Origin of the sequence: Streptomyces kaniharaensis, from assembly GCF_009569385.1 — a bacterium.
GTDB lineage: Bacteria > Actinomycetota > Actinomycetes > Streptomycetales > Streptomycetaceae > Kitasatospora > Kitasatospora kaniharaensis.
The window spans coordinates 4,376,576-4,393,703 of record NZ_WBOF01000001.1 but is presented as its reverse complement, the minus strand read 5'-3'; the positions used below and the strand labels follow the sequence as shown (position 1 = coordinate 4,393,703).

General features: G+C 74.2%; 16 protein-coding genes and 1 pseudogene. 7 read left to right on the top strand and 10 right to left on the bottom strand.

Annotated features, from left to right (window positions below; genetic code table 11):
* Positions 1–47 precede the first annotated feature (47 nt).
* The 3 genes from F7Q99_RS19680 (at position 48) to msrB (ending at position 2,479) form a co-directional block, all read left to right on the top strand.
* Positions 48–509, top strand: a complete 462-nt coding sequence (locus F7Q99_RS19680) for an indole-3-glycerol phosphate synthase (RefSeq protein ID WP_326846893.1) — start codon at positions 48–50, stop codon at positions 507–509.
* A gap of 154 nt (positions 510–663) precedes the next feature.
* Positions 664–2,046, top strand: a complete 1,383-nt coding sequence (gene murC / locus F7Q99_RS19675) for a UDP-N-acetylmuramate--L-alanine ligase (RefSeq protein ID WP_153466416.1) — start codon at positions 664–666, stop codon at positions 2,044–2,046.
* Between the two features lie 22 nt (positions 2,047–2,068).
* The gene (msrB, locus tag F7Q99_RS19670) at positions 2,069–2,479 is read left to right on the top strand and encodes a peptide-methionine (R)-S-oxide reductase MsrB (RefSeq protein ID WP_153463166.1); all 411 of its coding nucleotides are present in this window, start codon (positions 2,069–2,071) and stop codon (positions 2,477–2,479) included.
* 61 nt (positions 2,480–2,540) lie between these two features.
* Here the strand turns inward: msrB and F7Q99_RS19665 are convergent, their stop codons facing one another.
* The 7 genes from F7Q99_RS19665 to F7Q99_RS19635 all read right to left on the bottom strand — a co-directional run bounded on the left by F7Q99_RS19665 (position 2,541) and on the right by F7Q99_RS19635 (position 9,186).
* Positions 2,541–3,734, bottom strand: coding sequence for a cytochrome P450 (locus tag F7Q99_RS19665; protein ID WP_195911117.1), 1,194 nt, complete (start codon positions 3,732–3,734; stop codon positions 2,541–2,543).
* A complete protein-coding gene (locus F7Q99_RS19660; protein WP_407697807.1) occupies positions 3,731–4,426 on the bottom strand; it encodes a GTP-binding protein in 696 nt (231 codons plus the stop codon). The genes F7Q99_RS19665 and F7Q99_RS19660 overlap by 4 nt, the downstream gene beginning before the upstream one ends.
* On the bottom strand, positions 4,404–4,757 hold the full coding sequence (locus F7Q99_RS19655) for a DUF742 domain-containing protein (protein ID WP_153463164.1): 354 nt from the start codon (positions 4,755–4,757) through the stop codon (positions 4,404–4,406). Before F7Q99_RS19655 ends, F7Q99_RS19660 begins: the two co-directional genes overlap by 23 nt.
* Entirely contained in the window at positions 4,754–5,185 is a 432-nt protein-coding gene (locus tag F7Q99_RS19650; RefSeq protein WP_326846892.1) for a roadblock/LC7 domain-containing protein, read from the bottom strand. Before F7Q99_RS19650 ends, F7Q99_RS19655 begins: the two co-directional genes overlap by 4 nt.
* Positions 5,182–6,978, bottom strand: coding sequence for an ATP-binding protein (locus tag F7Q99_RS19645; protein WP_153463162.1), 1,797 nt, complete (start codon positions 6,976–6,978; stop codon positions 5,182–5,184). Before F7Q99_RS19645 ends, F7Q99_RS19650 begins: the two co-directional genes overlap by 4 nt.
* Positions 6,979–7,059: 81 nt before the next feature.
* On the bottom strand, positions 7,060–8,079 hold the full coding sequence (locus F7Q99_RS19640; RefSeq protein WP_153463160.1) for an MBL fold metallo-hydrolase: 1,020 nt from the start codon (positions 8,077–8,079) through the stop codon (positions 7,060–7,062).
* Positions 8,080–8,259: 180 nt separating this feature from the next.
* Positions 8,260–9,186 (bottom strand): GNAT family N-acetyltransferase, encoded by a 927-nt coding sequence (locus F7Q99_RS19635; protein ID WP_153463158.1) that lies wholly within the window; start codon positions 9,184–9,186, stop codon positions 8,260–8,262.
* 281 nt (positions 9,187–9,467) lie between these two features.
* On the opposite strand from F7Q99_RS19635, the pseudogene F7Q99_RS19630 reads away from it, so the two are divergent.
* The 3 genes and pseudogenes from F7Q99_RS19630 (at position 9,468) to F7Q99_RS19620 (ending at position 12,723) form a co-directional block, all read left to right on the top strand.
* Positions 9,468–10,786: pseudogene (locus F7Q99_RS19630) on the top strand (DUF692 domain-containing protein).
* A 23-nt stretch (positions 10,787–10,809) separates the two neighbouring features.
* Complete coding sequence (locus F7Q99_RS19625) at positions 10,810–11,871, top strand: TIGR04222 domain-containing membrane protein (RefSeq protein ID WP_153463156.1); 1,062 nt, start codon at positions 10,810–10,812, stop codon at positions 11,869–11,871.
* A 111-nt stretch (positions 11,872–11,982) separates the two neighbouring features.
* On the top strand, positions 11,983–12,723 hold the full coding sequence (locus tag F7Q99_RS19620) for a TIGR04222 domain-containing membrane protein (protein WP_326846891.1): 741 nt from the start codon (positions 11,983–11,985) through the stop codon (positions 12,721–12,723).
* Positions 12,724–12,787: 64 nt separating this feature from the next.
* On the opposite strand, the gene hemQ is transcribed toward F7Q99_RS19620, so the two are convergent.
* From hemQ to hemE, 3 genes are all read right to left on the bottom strand, one after another.
* A complete protein-coding gene (gene hemQ, locus F7Q99_RS19615; RefSeq protein ID WP_153463153.1) occupies positions 12,788–13,513 on the bottom strand; it encodes a hydrogen peroxide-dependent heme synthase in 726 nt (241 codons plus the stop codon).
* Positions 13,510–14,943, bottom strand: coding sequence for a protoporphyrinogen oxidase (gene hemG / locus F7Q99_RS19610; RefSeq protein ID WP_153463152.1), 1,434 nt, complete (start codon positions 14,941–14,943; stop codon positions 13,510–13,512). Before hemG ends, hemQ begins: the two co-directional genes overlap by 4 nt.
* Positions 14,944–15,044: 101 nt before the next feature.
* Positions 15,045–16,058 carry a uroporphyrinogen decarboxylase gene (gene hemE, locus F7Q99_RS19605; RefSeq protein WP_153466413.1) on the bottom strand — a complete coding sequence of 338 codons (1,014 nt, stop codon included), beginning with the start codon at positions 16,056–16,058 and terminating at the stop codon, positions 15,045–15,047.
* A 236-nt stretch (positions 16,059–16,294) separates the two neighbouring features.
* Here hemE and F7Q99_RS19600 point away from each other — a divergent pair, with 236 nt between their 5' ends.
* Entirely contained in the window at positions 16,295–16,957 is a 663-nt protein-coding gene (locus tag F7Q99_RS19600) for a DUF3000 domain-containing protein (protein WP_153463150.1), read from the top strand.
* Positions 16,958–17,128 lie beyond the last annotated feature (171 nt).

Sequence of the window (17,128 nt, the reverse complement as noted above, 5' to 3'; positions counted from 1 at the left end):
GGAATGCGATGCCGGGGCCCGGGGGCCGGCCAGTGGAAGGGACTCACGTGTTCAAGACGGTACTGATGATCGAAAAGGCGCTCTCCGACGCGGACGTGGAGCTCGTCACCACGCTCCACAGCGACGAGAAGGTCTCCTTCGTCGTCCTGATGCAGCCGCGCGGCAAGCAGGACGAGCTGCTGCGGGCGCTGGACGACGTCGCCCTCGGCCACCTCGACAAGGTGGTGCACGAGCACGACGAGTCCGAGACCGGGCCGACGGTGGCGACCGAATCGCTCGAACACAGCCTGCGCCACCTGCGCCAGGCCGGCGCCGAGGCGGTCGGCGAGCTGGTCGAGGACAAGCCCCTGGACCGGCTGCGCGCCGTGGTCGAGGAGCACCGGGCGGACGAGGTGGTGGTGCTCACCTCCCCGCACTTCGTGGAGGAGTTCTTCCACCGCGACTGGGCCTCCCAGGCCAGGCACAAGGTGGGAGTCCCGGTGCTCCGGCTGTTCGCCAGCGACTCCTGAGCCGACCCGCACGTGGTGCAGAATCGTCCTTGCGGCCCGCCCGCGAGGACGATTCGCTGTCGTCCGCCTGTCCACCATCCCTCCTTGCCCGCCACCGGGCGGGAGGGGCCCATCGCCCGTACGGAGCCCCGCCTTGAACGACGCCGCGCACGACCTGCACGCCCCGCACTTCATCGGCATCGGCGGCGCCGGGATGTCCGGGCTGGCGAAGATCCTCGCGGTGCGCGGCGCCAGCGTCTCCGGCAGCGACTCCAAGGAGTCCGAGACCGTCCTCGCGCTGCGCGCCCTCGGCGCGACCGTGCACGTCGGCCACGCCGCCGAGCACGTGCCGGACGGCACCAGCAGCGTGGTCGTCTCCAGCGCCATCCGCGCCGACAACCCGGAGCTGGCCGCGGCCCGCGAGCGCGGCATCCCGGTGGTGCACCGCTCCGACGCGCTGGCCGCGCTGATGGGCGGGCGCCGGGCGCTGGCGGTGGCCGGCACCCATGGCAAGACCACCACCACCAGCATGCTCGCCGTCGCCCTCGGCGAGCTGGGCCTCGACCCGTCCTACGCGATCGGCGGCGACCTCGACGCGCCCGGCTCCAACGCCCACCACGGCACCGGCGAGATCTTCGTCGCCGAGGCCGACGAGAGCGACCGCAGCTTCCATAAGTACGCGCCCGAGGTGGCGATCGTGCTCAACGTGGAGCTGGACCACCACGCCAACTACGCCTCGATCGACGAGATCTACGAGTCCTTCGAGACGTTCGTCGGCCGGATCACCCCGGGCGGCACGCTGGTCGTCTCCGCCGACCACGACGGCGCCCGGGAGCTGACCTCCCGGGTGATCGACCGCGCGGGCCTGAACGTGGTCACCGTCGGCGCCGCCGAGGACGCCGACGTCCGCGTCCTGTCGGTCGTCGCCCGCGGCATGACCAGCGAGGTCACCGTCCTGCTGGACGGCTCGAAGCTGACCTTCACCGTCTCGGTGCCCGGCCGCCACTACGCCCACAACGCGGTCGCCGCGCTGGCCGCCGGCGTCGCGCTGGGCGTCCCGGCCGCGGACCTGGCCAAGGCGCTCGGCGCCTACACCGGGGTGCGCCGCCGGCTCCAGCTCAAGGGCGAGGCGGGCGGCGTCCAGGTGATCGACTCCTACGCCCACCACCCGACCGAGATGACCGCCGACCTGGAGGCGATCCGCGAGGCGGCCGAGGGGCGGGTGCTGGTGGTCTTCCAGCCGCACCTGTTCAGCCGCACCCAGCAGCTCGCCGAGGAGATGGGGCAGGCGCTCGCGCTCGCCGACGCCTCGGTGGTGCTGGACATCTACCCGGCCCGCGAGGACCCGATCCCGGGCGTGACCAGCGAGCTGATCATCGACGCCGCCCGCCGGGCCGACGCCGACGTCACCGCCGAGCACGACTTCGCCGCCGCTCCCGCCGTGCTGGCCGGCCTCGCCCGCCCGGGCGACCTGCTGCTCACCATGGGCGCGGGGGACGTCACCAACCTCGGCCCCGAAATTCTGAAGCACCTCGCGAACGTTGCCTCGAACGTCTGACGTACGCCGACCGGGAGCCGTGATGAGCTACGAGATCGAGAAGACCGAGGCCGAGTGGCGGGCCCAGCTCTCTCCGCAGGAGTACCGCGTGCTCCGCGAGGCGGGCACCGAGCGTCCGTTCACCGGCGAGTACACCGACACCAAGACCGTCGGCGTCTACAGCTGCCGGGCCTGCGGCGCCGAGCTGTTCAGCTCCGAGACCAAGTTCGACAGCCACTGCGGCTGGCCCTCGTACTACGCGCCGCTGGCCGAGGACCGGGTCGAGTACATCGAGGACAACTCGCTCGGCATGCGCCGGGTCGAGGTGCGCTGCGCGCGCTGCGGCGGGCACCTGGGCCACGTCTTCGAGGGCGAGGGGTACGGCACGCCGACGGACCAGCGTTACTGCATCAACAGCATCTCGCTGACGCTCAGGCCGGCCGAGAGCTCCTGATCGCCGGACCGAACGGCCCGGGCATCCGTCCTGCGGACGCCCGGGCCGTCGTGCTGCCCGGTCAGCGGGCGACGGGGGCGAAGCGGACCGGGAGGTGGACCAGGGCGCGGTGGAACGGGCCCGGGCGCCAGAGCAACTCCTGGGCCGGCATGCCGAGTTCGAGATCGCTGAGGCGACTGGTCAGCTGCTCGATCGCGGTGATCGCGATCAGCAGGGCAGGGTCCCGGGCCGGGCAGGCGTGCGGGCCGGCCGCCCAGGCCAGGTGGGCGCTCTCGCCGCTGCGCAGCTCGGAGCCGTCGGTCGGCGGCGCGGCCTGGGAGTTGGCCGCCGCGTAGGAGACCAGCACCAGCGAGCCGGCCTTGATCTCGCGGCCGTGGAAGGTGACGTCGTACCGCGGGTAGTGGGCGGAGAGGTTGGCCAGCGGCGGCTCGTGCCACAGCACCTCGTCGATCGCCTGGTAGGCCGTCATCGCGCCGCCGAACAGCGAGCCGGCGTAGCGGGCGTCGGTGAGCAGGCGCAGCAGGGCGTTGCCGATCAGGTTGGTGGTCGGTTCGTGCCCGGCGATCATGGTGAGGGTGATCTGCCGGATCACCTCCTCGTCGTTCAGCCCGGCCGGGTGGGTGACGAACCAGGAGGTGAGGTCGCGCCGGGGGCGCTCGCGGCGTTCGGCGACCATGGCGCTGACCACGGCGACGAGGTCCCCGTACGCGGCGACGGCCTTCTCGGTGGACTCGATCATCTCGGAGATGCCGGCCACCAGCCGGGCGCTGTGCTCCTCGGGCACGCCGAACCAGGTGTTGAAGACGAACACCGGCAGCTGGCGAGCGTACTCGGCGATCAGGTCGGCGGTGCCGGCCGACTCGAAGCGGTCGATGAGCTGGTGGGCGACCTCGGCGACGCGACGCTGGAGCACGTGCGGTTCGAGCAGCGCGAGGCCGGTCGTGATCACCGAGCGGTAGCGGTCGTGCACCTCGCCGTCGCTGAACAGGGCGGTGGGACGGTAGCCGAGCACCACCAGGAGCGGGGAGTCCGGCGGGGCGGTCTGCTGCCAGGCGCGGGAGTCCTTGGAGAAGGTGTCGGTGTCGCGCAGGAGGTCGAGCGCGGCCCGGTAGTCGGTGACCAGCAGGGCCTCGACGCCGGGGGCGAGCTCCACCGGGGCGATCGCGCCGTAGCGGCGCAGCCGGTCGTACACGAGGTGCGGGTCGGCGGCGAAGACCGGGCCGTGGATCGGGATCGGGCGGGTCTCGGTGGTCACGGCTGCTCCAGGGCGACAGCGGTGTCAGGGGCGTCGGCGGCTTCTGCGGTACCGGCGGCGTCGGGGCCGGCGGGCAGGCCGTCCAGGACGTGCTCGGTGAGCGCGATCAGCGCGTCGAGGCTGGCGCCGCGTTCACGGGCGTCGCAGAGCACCAGCGGGGTGTCGGGGTGCAGGTCGAGGTGGGCGCGCAGGATCTCGACCGGGTGGACGGGTGCGTCCGGGAAGCAGTTGACGGCCACCGCGTAGGGCAGGCCCTGTTCCTCGATCATGTCCATGATCTCGAAGGAGTCGGCCAGCCGGCGGGTGTCGGCGAGCACCAGGGCGCCGAGGGCGCCGCGGGCGATGTCCTGCCAGAGCGGGAAGAAGCGGCGCTGGCCGGGGGTGCCGAACATGTAGAGGACCACGTTGCCGGGCAGGGTCAGCCGGCCGAAGTCGACGGCGACCGTCGTGGTGGTCTTCTCCGGCAGGTCGGCGAGGCCGTCGACCGGGCGTCCGGTCTCGGTCATCGCCTCCTCGGTGTGCAGGGTGGCGATCTCCGAGAGGGTGCGGATGAGCGTCGTCTTGCCGACCCCGAAGGGGCCGGCGACCACGACTTTCATCAGCGTCTGGTCCCGGTCGGGCAGGTAGCCCACCCGGCTGGGCCGGTCGGCCGGGCCGCCGGGGCCCGGGTCACCGGAGCGTGCGGAGTCCAACGAGGAGCCTCTCGACGATGGAGCGGTCGGTCTGCTGGGCGCGCGGGATCGGTGCGCGGGCGTTCAGGCAGCCCGCCTCGACCAGATCGGCCGCGAGGAAGACGGTGGCGCTGACCGGCAGGCGCAGGTGCGCGGCGGCCTCCGCCACGGTCAGCGCGCCGGGGCGCAGCAGTTCCCAGAGCCGGGTGTGTTCGTGTTCCAGCCCCTGCGGCGGTGCGGCGGCGGCGGCGTACAGCACGGTCAGCCGTTCGAAGCCGGCGGTGCCGGGGCGGGTGCGGCCGCCGGTGGCCAGGTAGGCGGGCACCATCCGCCTGCGGGGTACGGCGGTCATGACCGGGGGGTGCCGTCCGGGCGGCGGGGCGGGCTCGCGAGCGCGCGGCCGAGGGCGGCGACCTGTACCTGCATCTGGTAGGCCACGTTGCCGAGTTGGGCGTCGGTCGAGGTGAACACGGCGAGCGAGGTGTTCTCCCCGGCCGGGACGACGATGGCGTAGCCGAGGTCGGACTCGACCACGGTCTGGGCCAGCCGGGGCTGCGCGGTGTCGGTGAAGGCGGTGGTGAACGCGCGGGCGGCGGCGTGGACGGTGGCGGTCATGGCGGCGACCCGTTCGGCGGAGGCGCGGCCGAGGCCGTCCGAGGCGCCCTCGACGAGGCCGTCCCCGGTGGCGATGACCGCGTGCAGCACCCCCGGGAGCTCCAGCAGCGGGGTCAGCACCCACGAGATCTCGTCGGTGGCGGTCGGGCTGGGCGTGCTGCTCACTGCTCGGCTCCTTCGGGGGTCGGGGCGGCGGGGCTGTGGCTGGACGCGCCGGGCTCGCCGGTCGTGCGGACACCGGGCGCGCCTTCACGGGCGGCCTGTGCCACGGCGGCCCGGCCGTCGCCGGTGCCCTGCTGGAGCGCCCGCCAGTGGGCGGCGGCCCGCTCGGGCGTCCGGGCGGACTGCTCGGCGGCCGCAGCCGGCCGGTGCTCGGCGGTACGGGCGGGGGCGTCGGCGGGCCCGGCCGCGGGTTCGGCGAGCGGCTGGCGGCGGCGCCGGCTGGGCAGGCCGCTGCCGTCGCCGGCCCGTCCGGCCGTGGTGGACGGCACGACGTGCATGGCGGGTGCGGGGTGCAGGCCGGCCTGGTGCTGCGGGCCGGTCTGGTGGTGCCGGTCGGCGAGCACGGGCAGGCCGGAGTCCTCGTCGGCGTCGCGCATCGGCGGGACGGCCTGGACGGTGGGCGCGGGGGCCGGTCCGGCGCCGGCCCGCAGCGGCAGCGGGGCGAGTACCGAGAGCGGCTGCTCGTCGTCGACGACGGTCACCAGCGCGGCCGGGATGCGCAGGATGGTCCGCATGCCGCCGTACGGCGAGGGCTCGATGTGGCAGGCGAAGCCGTACTGGCGGGCGAGCTTGCCGATCACCGCGAAGCCGGTCTTGGGCGGGTTGCCGAGCTCGGTGAGCAGCACCTGGGGCGGGCCGGCGAGCAGCCGGCGGGCGCGGCGCAGCTGGTCGTCGTCCATGCCGATGCCGCTGTCGTCGATGATCACCAGTGCGCCGCGGCCGCCCTGCTGGACGGTGACCGGGATGTCGGTCTCGGGGTGCGAGTAGGCGGTGGCGTTGGCGAGCAGTTCGGCGAGGGTGATGGCGAGCGGCTCGGCGGCCCGGGCGACCACGGCGAGCCGGTTGTCCCGCAGGTGGTTGGCGACCTTGATCCGGGCGTAGCCGGGCACCCGGGAGAGTGCGCCGACGACGACCTCGGCGAGCGGGGAGTCGGTGCGCGCCAGGCCCGGCCACGCCTCGCAGAGCACGGCGACGGTCTGAATCCGGCGCAGCGCGACCTCGTTGCGGAAGTCGACCTCCAGCAGCCGGGGGTCGTCGTTGTCGTCCTGGAGCTGCTGGACCAGGCTCTGGATCTGGTAGAGCAGCGTCTGGATCTTGGAGGTGGCGCCGCGCATGGCGGCGCGGGCGGCGGCGTCGACCCGTTCGCGCTCCTCGGTGACGGCGGCGACCGTGGCGTCCAGCACCGCCTGGAGCGCCTCGACGGCCTCCGGGCCGACGACCGGGGCGGCGAGCGGACCGGACACCGGGGCGTGGGCGTGGCCGAGCCGCACCGCCGTGGCCGGCACCCGCTCGTCGGCGAGGTGGCGGATCTCGGCGAGCAGCGCGGCGGCGTGCTCCTCGGCGGCGGCGAGCCGTCGCTCGGCCTCGGCGGCCCGGGTGTCGAGGGCGGCGGCGCGCGCGTCGGCCGTGCGGGCGGCGTCCTGCGCCTCACGGGCGGCGTCCTCGGCGGCCCGCGCGCGATGCTCCGCCTCGCGGGTGCGCTCCTCGGCGGCCCGGTAGCGGACCTCGGCGTCGTCGGCGGCCTCCCGGGAGCCGATCTGCAGCTCACGCAGCTGGAACTCGGCGCGGGCCAGCCGGCCCTCGGTGGCCCGGATGCGCTGCTCCGCCTCCTGGGCGCGTTCCTCGGCGACCGTCGCCCGGGTCGCCGCCCCGGCCCGGCTGCGGGCCAGCAGGCCCGCCGTCACGGCGGCGGCCACCGCCAGGGTGCCCAGCACGATCAGCGCGATCTGCGTCATAGGTGTCCTCGGTGTCCTCGGATGTCCTCGGGAGTTCCTCGCAGGCTGGCGGGTGCCGGGCCGCCGGGCCCGGGCCCCGGGTCAGGCGCGGTAGCCGACGTCGGGGAAGAGGCGCCGGGCGTGGGCGGCGTCCTCGGCGATCTCGCGGGCCACCACGGCGACCTGGGTCATCGCCTCCAGGACGTTCGGCGCCTCGCTGCCGTCCAGGTGCCGGTACTCGGCCGCGACGGTGAGCACCAGCCGTTCGGGCAGGCCGAGTTCGGGGTGGCGCTGCTCGGCGATGACCCGCCGGGCGGCGTCCAGCGCGGGGATTCCGGCGGCGTGCAGGGCATGGGCTCGCTCGCGGACGTACTCCAGGTACGCGATGTGGGCGCGGACGCCGTCGCGGTCGAGGACCGGCCCGTGGCCGGGGACGATGATCCCGGCGCCGGTGGCGAGGATCCGCTCGCAGGCGGCGATGACGTTCTCCAGCGGCCCGGCCCAGTGCGACGGGTGGTCCCCGGGCTGCTCGGGCGTCGAGCCGAAGATCACGTCACCGGCGAACACGGTGCTCTGGCGCGGCAGATGGACGATCAGGTCGCCGCCGGTGTGGGCCGCGGGCAGGCTGGTCAGCTGCACCGGGTACTCCCCCACCCGCAGCTCCAGCTCGCCGGTGAAGACGGTGTCCGGGTGCACCGGCTCGGTGGCGGACCAGTCGAACCGGCCGAAGTGCTCCTGGAGGTAGCCGCCGATCGGGGAGGCCGGGTCGCTGCCCGCGACGAGCGCGTGCTGCTGCTTGGGGGTGGGCTCGTAGTGGATGTGCTCCAGCGCCTCGCGGGTGGAGATGACCTCGGCGTCCGGGACGACGCCGGCGCCCCACAGGTGGTCGCCGTTGGCGTGCGTGACGATCACCCGGTCGACGGTGACCCCGTCGGCCAGCAGCCGCCGGCTCGCGGCGAGGAACTCCGAGGCCAGCACGGGGTCGTAGGGGGTGTCGATCCAGAGTGCGGTCGTCGCCGAGGCCAGCAGCCCGCAGTTGGCCAGGCCCCAGCCCCGCTTCGGGGGGAGCCACACGTGGAGGTCCTCGGCGATCGCGCTCACGTTGGCGCGGTTGATCGTCATGGGCGTGATTATGCCCACGATGTGTCAGGAGCGGGGCAAAACCGTTGCGATCGTTGAGAGTTCCTGCCCCGAACGGTCCCGAACCGTCCGGATTCGCACCCCTGGTCGAGACCAATCGTCTCACGAGCCGGGACGGTCCGTGGACGGGTCGAACGAACCGCCCGCGGGCACCCGGTGCCGTCAGCCGTTCAGCCGCTTGATGCCTTTGAACTCCCCGGCGCAGCGCTCGTAGCCGAGCCAGGCGTTGACCGCGAGCATCGGCGCGTTGGTCGCGTCGTTGGCGGTGTACGCCGACCGGTAGCCCGCCGCCGCGGCCAGCCGCAGCGATTCCCGCTTGGCCAGCTTGCTCAGCCCGCGGCCGCGGAACTCCCGGCGGCAGGCGGTGAACGCCGACCAGTAGCGGTCCACGCCGTCCGTCTGCGCCATGGTGAACGCGGCCGGCTCGCCGTCCACGACGGCCACCACGGAGAGCGCCTTGTCGAGGTCGGGCCGGCTCCACACGCCCCGCCGCCAGTCCTCGAACTCGGTGGCGTCCATCACCACTTCGCCGGGCTCGTCGCGGCTCGCGTCCTCCTCGACCACGAACAGCGGGCGCGGGTCCGCCGCCCAGTCGCTCGCCGGGCGCAGCTCGACGCCGGCCGGCAGCGGGAGCGCCTCCGGCAGGGGCAGCGTCAGGTCACGCTCGGAGAACTGCGCCTCCCGCCCGATCGTGAAGCCCCTGGCCCTGGCGAAGGCCAGCGATCCGGGCGCGTCGTCCACCCAGGCGTGCACCTCGGTGGCGCCGTGCTCGGTGAGGTGCCGCTCGGCCGCCGCGAGCAGGCCGGTGAACGCGCCGCGCCGCCGGAACCGCGGCAGCACGCTGCCGTTGGCGTAGCCGACGCCCTCGGTCGTCGTCCCGACCGCCAGCGCACAGCGGACCGAGCCGACCACCTGGCCGTCCAACTCGGCGACGAAGGTGCGGAAGTGCTCGCCGGGCAGCTCCAGGGCGTTCAGCCAGACCAGCGCCTCGGCGGTCATCACCAGGTGTTCGCGCCCGGCCCGGTGGGCGGCGCACGCGGCTTCGGCGTCGTCGGGGCGGAAGTCACGGATCGTCAGTGTCGTCGTCATGGCTTCTCACGGTAAGGGCGCCGGGCGCCTGGCCGCCTCCGGATTTCCCCGCTTTCCCTCGGTTGTCGCCACCCCCACCTGCGACGATGCCTCCGGCAAGGCGCTAGAGTCCGTGATCACCGGGCCGACAAGCTCAAATAATGCTCTGAGAAGACCGGGTGAGGCTTGGCAGCCACCCCGCCCGGGGACATCCTCAGCAGCACGGCCCACGGGCGGTCCCGGCGACGGCGCCCGCACCACCCGACGGCCTTCCCACCCAGCCCTCCGAAGGGGGCGTATCGATGACTTCCCCTGCACTGAACCTGCCCGCGCGGGCGGCCACCGGTGCCGCCGCCGCACCCCGGCTCGGGGTCGGCCTCGGCTGGCGCGGCGAGATCGACACCGTGGTGGAACGCCAGCCCGGCCTGGACTGGGTCGAGGTCGTCGCGGAGAACGTCTGCGCCGACCACCTGCCCGACTCCCTGACGATCCTGCGCGCCCGCGGTGTCACCGTCGTCCCGCACGGCGTCTCGCTCGGCCTCGGCGGCGCCGACCGGCCCGATCCGGACCGGCTCGCCCGGCTCGCCGGGACGGCCGCCGCGCTCGGCTCGCCGCTGGTCACCGAGCACCTGGCGTTCGTCCGGGCCGGCGGCCTGGAGGCCGGCCACCTGCTGCCCGTACCGCGCTCCCGGGACGCGCTGCGGGTGATCGCCGAGAACGTCCGGATCGCCCAGGACCAGCTCCCGGTGCCGCTCGCGCTGGAGAACATCGCCGCCCAGCTGGCCTGGCCGGACGACGAGCTGACCGAGGGGCAGTTCCTCGCCGAACTCGTCGAGCGCACCGGCGTCCGGCTGCTCGTCGACGTCGCCAACCTGCACACCAACCGGGTCAACCTCGGCCTCGACCCGGCCGCCGAACTCGACCGCCTGCCGCTGGAGGCGCTCGCCTACGTGCACGTCGCGGGCGGCACCATGGTCGACGGCGTCTGGCACGACACCCATGCCCACCCGGTCACCGAACCGGTGCTGGAAGTCCTGGCCGAACTCTGCGCGCGGGTCCGACCGCCCGGCGTCCTGCTCGAACGCGACGCCGACTTCCCGCCGCCCACCGAACTGGCCGGTGAACTGGACGCCATCCGCCGGGTGCTGGAGGGGAGCACCCGCGCATGACCGACCTCCTGCCGGAAGACCGGGACCTGGCCGCCGCCCGTGCCGAACTGGCGCGCCGCCAGGAGGAGTTGCTGGCCGCGCTGGTGGCCGGCGGACCCGTCCCACCCGGCTTCGACCCGGCGCAGGTCCGCGCCCAGTCCACCGGCCTCGCCGCCAAGCGGCGGGACACCGTCGCCCGCGTCGCCGCCGAACTGCCCCGCCTGCTCGGGACGCGGTACGGGCCGCTCTTCCTCGCCTACGCCCGCACCAACCCGCAGACCGGCGGCTACCGCGCCGACGCCCGGGCCTTCGCCGCGTGGGCGCTCACCCACGCCCGCCCGCTCGCCGGCGCCGACCGCCGGGCCCTGGAGCAGTGGCTCCACCAGGCGCCCACCCGGGCACCCGGCCCGCTCGCCCGGCTGCGCCGGGCCCTGCGGCGCCAGGACCGTCCGCTGGCGCCAGAACCTTCCTGACGCACACTTCGGGGGAACCGCCCATGTGGCACAACACCTACTTCATCATCCCGGCCGTCCTCCTGGTGGCCGCCGCCCTGTACGCGGAGAACACCGCCCGGCGGGTCAAGCACGTCTCGCACCCCAAGGGCCTGCCCGGCCGCGGCCTCTCGCTGCTCAGCGCCGCGTTCCTGGCCGGCGGCCCGGGCCGGGTCTTCGACACCGCCCTGGTCCGGATGCACCTGGCCGAGCGCGCGGTCGTCAGCCGCGGCGGCATGGTCACCATCACCCACGACCGGCCGCACGACGCCGTCGACCAGGCGATCATGGACGCGGTCGGCCCGACCAGGAGCCGCGACATCGCCGGCGTGCGCCGGGACGTGATGCGCTCCCCTGCCGTCCAGGAGCTCGGCGACGACCTCGCCGCCCGCGGCCTGATGCGCCACCCCGACCGGCAGCGCGCGGCCCGCAAGGCCCGCCGGTTGCTCTGGATCGCGATGGTCGACGTCCTGTTCTTCATCCTCCTCTCCTTCCTGCTGGACGACGGCCGCGGCGACCGCCCCGCCGGCTGGGTCCCGGTGGTCCTGCTCGCCGTCGGCGCGATCACCCTGCTCGCCACCCGCCCGGGCAGGGGCCGGATCACGCCGGCCGGGCAGCGACAGCTCGTGGTGATGGAGCCCGGCACGCCGTGGACCCCGCCCTCCGGCCTGTACGCGGGGATGGCGGGCGGCGCACTGCTCGGCGCGATCGCGCTCGGCGGGCTGGCCGTCGCCGGGGACGAGCTGGGGAACGAGGAGTTGCAGGAGGCGATGCTGGGGGCGGCGGCCCAGCAGGCCGCAGCGAAGGCGACGTTCGGCTCGTGGGGGTCCTCGTCCTCCTCGTCCTCCTCGTCCTCCTGCTCGTCGAGCTCGTCCTCGTGCAGCGGCAGCAGCGCGTCCTGGTGCGGCGGCTTCTCCGACACCGGTTCGTCGTCGAGCTGCGGATCCTCGTCCAGCTGCGGCTCGTCCTCGTCCAGCTGCGGTTCCTCGTCGTCGAGTTGCAGCTCCAGCAGCTGCGGCTCGTCCTCCAGTTGTGGCTCCAGCTGTGGCGGCGGCTGTGGCTCCTGACGTCACAGTTCGGTATCGCGGCCCGGGAAGCCGTTCCCCGGGCCGACGGCGGCGGCATAGAACATGCCCATGTGGTTGCTGTTCCTGATACCGGCGTGTATCGCGGCAGTCGTGTCCTGCTCCCGGCTGGTCCGGATGACCGTCACCGCCGACGCCCTCGCCGGGCAGGACGGGCTGCGCCCGCCCGAGGCCGTCGGGATCGGGCTCTACGAGACGGCCTACCTGGCCGGCGGCCCGGACCGGGTCATCGAACTCGCCCTCGTCCTGATGGCCGGCCGTGGCCGGCTCCACCTCGCGCACACCGGCTGGACCACCGTGGTCGACCCGAGGGGGCGCAGCCGGCTGGAACGCGCGATCATCGCCACCGTCGGCCCCGACGGCCAGTGCCGCACCGACGAGCTGCGCCGGGCCATGGCCGAACACCCCACCGTCCTGGAGATCGGCACCCGGCTCTCCCTGGCCGGCCTGGCCACCCCGGCCCTGGTGCAGCGCAACACCGTCGTGGTGATCCGCCAGGTGCGGCACGCGCTGCTGCTGTCCCTCGTCCTGCTGGCCGCCGCCCTCGCCGTCGGCGGCTTCACCGACGGCGACGCCCTCGCCCCGCTCGCCTGGTTCTCCCTGCCGCTGGTGCTCACGTCCGGCACCCTGCTGATGGCCCGGGTCGACGTCTACCCGTACACCCGGTGGGCCTCCCCGATCGGCCAGGAGGTCCTGCGCGAGGTCCGCCCCACCCGCCAGTACGGGCTCGGCGACGACGAGGAGCGCGAACTCCTCACCGCCGTCGCCATGAACGGCCCCGCCGCCCTCCTCGACCCCCGCCTCCGCGCGGCGCTGCGCCCCCACCGCACCTGAACCCACCGCCCCCGAAACGCACGACGGGGCCCGCCGAAGCGGACCCCGTGGCGTACGTCCCGGATCAGACCAGGCCGTTGAGGAGCTCGCTGACCGGCTTGCGACGGCCGGTGAAGAACGGGACCTCCTCGCGCACGTGCAGGCGCGCGCGGGACGGACGCAGGTCGCGCATCAGGTCGACGATGCGGTGCAGCTCGTCCGCCTCGAAGGCGAGCAGCCACTCGTAGTCGCCGAGGGCGAACGAGGCGACCGTGTTGGCCCGCACGTCCGGGTAGCCGCGGGCCATCTGACCGTGCTCGGCGAGCATCGCGCGCCGCTCGGCGTCCGGCAGCAGGTACCACTCGTAGGAGCGGACGAACGGGTACACGCAGACGTAGTCGCGCGCGCGCTCGTCGGCGAGGAACGCCGGGATGTGCGACTTGTTGAACTCGGCCGGGCGGTGCAGCGCCATGTTCGACCAGACCGGCTCCAGGTGGCGGCCGAGGCCCGTGCGGCGGAAGCGGTTGTACGCCTCCTGCAGGTCGTCCGAGTCGCCGGCGTGCCACCAGACCAGGATGTCGGCGTCCGCGCGCAGGCCGGACACGTCGTACGTGCCGCGCACGGTCACGTCCTTCGCCGCCAGCTGGGCGAAGAGCTCGTCCACCTCGGCGGCCAGGGCGGTGCGGTCCTCGGGCAGGGCGCCCTTGAGCTTGAACACCGACCACATCGTGTAGCGGATGACCTGGTTCAGGTCGCGCGCCTTCTTCTTCTCGGGCTGCTGCTCCGGCTGCCGCTCAACGGTCTCAGTCATGCGCCCATTGTCCTCTCCGTGGAACCTTCCCCGGTCGCCGGGGTCAACAGTTTGTCGAGCGCCGCCACGGCGGTGGCCGCGGAGGCGATGCACGCCGGGATGCCCACCCCGTCGTACGCGGCGCCGCACAGCGCCAGTCCCCCGACCCCGGCCGCGGCGGCCCGTACCCGGGCCACCCGGTCCAGGTGGCCCACCGGGTACTGCGGCAGGCCGGCCCGCCAGCGGGTCACCGTGGTGTCGTACGGCCGCGCGGTAAGCCCGATCGCCTCACCGAGGTCGGCCAGCGAGCGGGCCACCAGCTCCTCGTCCGGCAGGTCCAGCGCCTCCTCCTCGCGGTAGCGGCCCAGCGAGGTGCGCAGCAGGAACGCGTCCGGGGCGGAGCGCTCCAGCCAGCCCCACTTGTTCGAGGAGAAGGTCGACGCCTTGATCTGCCGTCCGTCCACCGACGGCACCAGGAACCCGCTGCCGGACAGCGGCTCCGGCAGGTCGGCCCGCCGGAACGCCAGGGTCACCAGCGCCGCCCCCGCGTACTCGACGGCGTCCAGCTCGGCGGCGGCCGCCGGCACGTCCGCGCGCAGCAGCCGGGCCGCGGCGGGCGCCGGGACGGCCAGCACGACCGCGTCCGCCGCCAGCACCTCCCCGCCGGCCACGACGCGCCAGCCCTCGGGGGTGCGGCGCAGTTCGTCGACGGGCGTGTCGGTGCGCAGGTCCACGCCCGCCTTCGCGCAGGCCGCGGCGACGGCCTCCGGCAGGGTGCCGATGCCGCCGCGCAGCCCCTGGAACACCGGTGTGCCGACGGTCTGCGGGCGCGAGGCCAGCTCGTGCACCCCGGCGACCAGCGAACCGCCGCCGCGGGCGATCGGCAGCAGCTGCGGCACGGCGGCGCGCAGCGAGATCTCGTCCGCGCGCCCGGCGTAGACGCCGCCGAGCAGCGGCTCCACCAGCCGGTCCACCACCTCCCGGCCCAGCCGGTCGGCGACGTACCGGCCGATCGCGACGTCCTCGCCGACCTCGGTGTTGCCCTCGTGCCGTGCCCGCTCCAGGCCCTCTGCGGTCAGCACCCCGGAGGCCGCCAGCGCGTCCAGATCACCCGGGACGCCCATCACCTGCCCGCCGGGCAGCGGGCGCAGCGCGCCGCGCGTCCAGATCGCCGCCTTCGCCGTGGTCGGCGGCTCCAGCTCGGCCCCCAGACCGACCGCCCGCGCCAGCTCGACCGCCTCGGGCCGCCTCGCGAGCATCGACTCGGCGCCGAGGTCCACCCGGACCCCGCCGACCTCTCCGCCCCACAGCTTCCCGCCGATCCGCGGCGACGCCTCCAGCAACGTCACCCGCGCCCGGGCCGGCTCCCCGCCGGCCGCCCCGCTGAGGAACGCGGCCGCGGCCAGTCCCGCGATCCCACCGCCGATGACGACGACATGTGCATCCGACATGCCCGCAGTCTCGCAGGTCCTTACACGAACGCCTCAATCCGCCCGCTCCGTCGCCTTCGGCACCGGCCCGTCCGGGCCGAGGGCGACCGTCGGGGTGGGTGTCAGCGCGCGCTGGTCTCGTGCACGAAGGCGACGAGCCGGGTGAGCGCGTCCGGGTCCATGCTGGGCAGCACGCCGTGGCCGAGGTTGAAGATGTGGCCGCTGGTGCCGATCGCCTGGGCGGCGTGCAGCACCTCGCGGGCCTTGGTCTCGACGACCTTGGTGGGCGCGAAGAGCACGGCCGGGTCGAGGTTGCCCTGCAGGCCCTTGCCCTGGCCGACCCGCTCGGCGGCGACGTTCAGCGGCACCCGCCAGTCGACGCCGACGATGTCCGCGCCGGCCTGGCCCATCAGGCCGAGCAGTTCGCCGGTGCCGACGCCGAAGTGGATCCGCGGCACGCCGTAGGAGGCGACGGCGTCGAAGACCTTGGTGCTGGCCGGCATGACCGAGCGGCGGTAGTCGTCGGGGGCGAGCGAGCCGACCCAGGAGTCGAACAGCTGGATCGCCGAGGCACCGGCCTCGATCTGCACCTTCAGGAAGGCGGAGGTGATGTCGGCGAGCCGGTCGACCACTGCGGCCCACAGCTCGGGCTGGCCGTACATCATGGCCTTGGTGTTCTCGTGGTTCTTGGACGGCCCGCCCTCGACCAGGTAGCTGGCGAGGGTGTACGGGGCGCCGGCGAAGCCGATCAGCGGCGTCCCGCCGAGCTCGTCGACGAGCAGGCCGACGGCCTCGGTGATGTAGGGGACGTCGTCCGGCTCCAGCGGGCGCAGCCGCTGGAGGTCCTCGAAGGTGCGGATCGGGTCGGCGATGACCGGGCCGACGTTCGGCTTGATCTCGACGTCGATGCCGACGGCCTTGAGCGGCACCACGATGTCGCTGAAGAAGATCGCCGCGTCCACCTTGTGCCGGCGCACCGGCTGCAGGGTGATCTCCTTGACCAGCTCGGGCCGCATGCAGGACTCCAGCATGGGGATGCCCTCGCGGACCTTCAGGTACTCGGGCAGCGAGCGGCCGGCCTGGCGCATGAACCACACGGGGGTGTGCGGCACCGGCTCGTGCCGGCAGGCGCGCAGGAACGCGGAGTCGTGCGCGGCGCCGCGGCGCGCGGGGGTGGGCCGGCCTTCGGTGGTGGCCGCCGTGGTGTCTGCCGTAGTCTCGCTCACGCGTCAAATCTTCGCATGCGCCCCGGGCGCGACCGTCCCGCCCGTCTCGTCGGTTCCTCCAAGATCCGCCCGGGTTTGCCGTTCCGGCACGCCGCTCGGACGGAAGTTGCGGCGATAACCCGGGTTTTCGACCTAGTCTTCGGGTCATGGCAGCGGTCGGCGGGCACCCCGCGCAGGGTGGCGGAGCAGGTGGCGGAACGGGTCGGGAGGGGGCGCCGAGCGAGTTCCGGGCCGCCGTGGCGGCATTCGACGGGGCGCGGCTGCGGCCCGAGGTGCAGCTCTCCCCCGCGCCGGCGCCGCGCCGGCTCGCCCCGCACGCGTTCGCGGTGACCGCCTCGGTGGAGGTGGACGGCGAGGAGCTGGCGGACGGCCGGCTGGTGCTGCTGTACGACCCGGAGGGTCAGGAGGCCTGGAACGGGGAGTTCCGGGTGGTCACGATGACCCGCGCCGAGCTGGAGCCGGAGATGGCCGGCGACCCGATGCTGTCGGAGGTCGGCTGGGCCTGGCTGCTGGACGCGCTGCAGGCGCACGGCGCCGGGTACGCGGAGCCGTCGGGCACGGTGACCAGGTGCGCCTCCCAGTACTTCGGGGGCCTCGCGGACCGTCCGTCCTCGACCGAGATCGAGATCCGGGCCTCCTGGACGCCGGCCGACCGCCGGTTCGAGCGGCACCTGGCGGCCTGGGGGGACCTGCTGTGCACCAGCGCGGGCCTGCCGCCGGCCGCCCTGGCCCCGCAGGCGCCGACGGACGTGCCGTCACTCGGTGGGGTGGTCCCGATGCCCGCCCGGCGACGCCCGCGCTCGCACTGAGGAGTGGTGTCCGGGCCCGGACGGCACCGGACGGTCGGACGCCACCCCCAGGGCTGACGGAGTGTGACTTCGGACCCGCTCTGCGTCAATTAAGCGGTCGAATCTGATCGATCCGCGTCGAATTTGATCGATTTTGTGCGAATACCAGGCATGTCGCATCAATCATTTGCG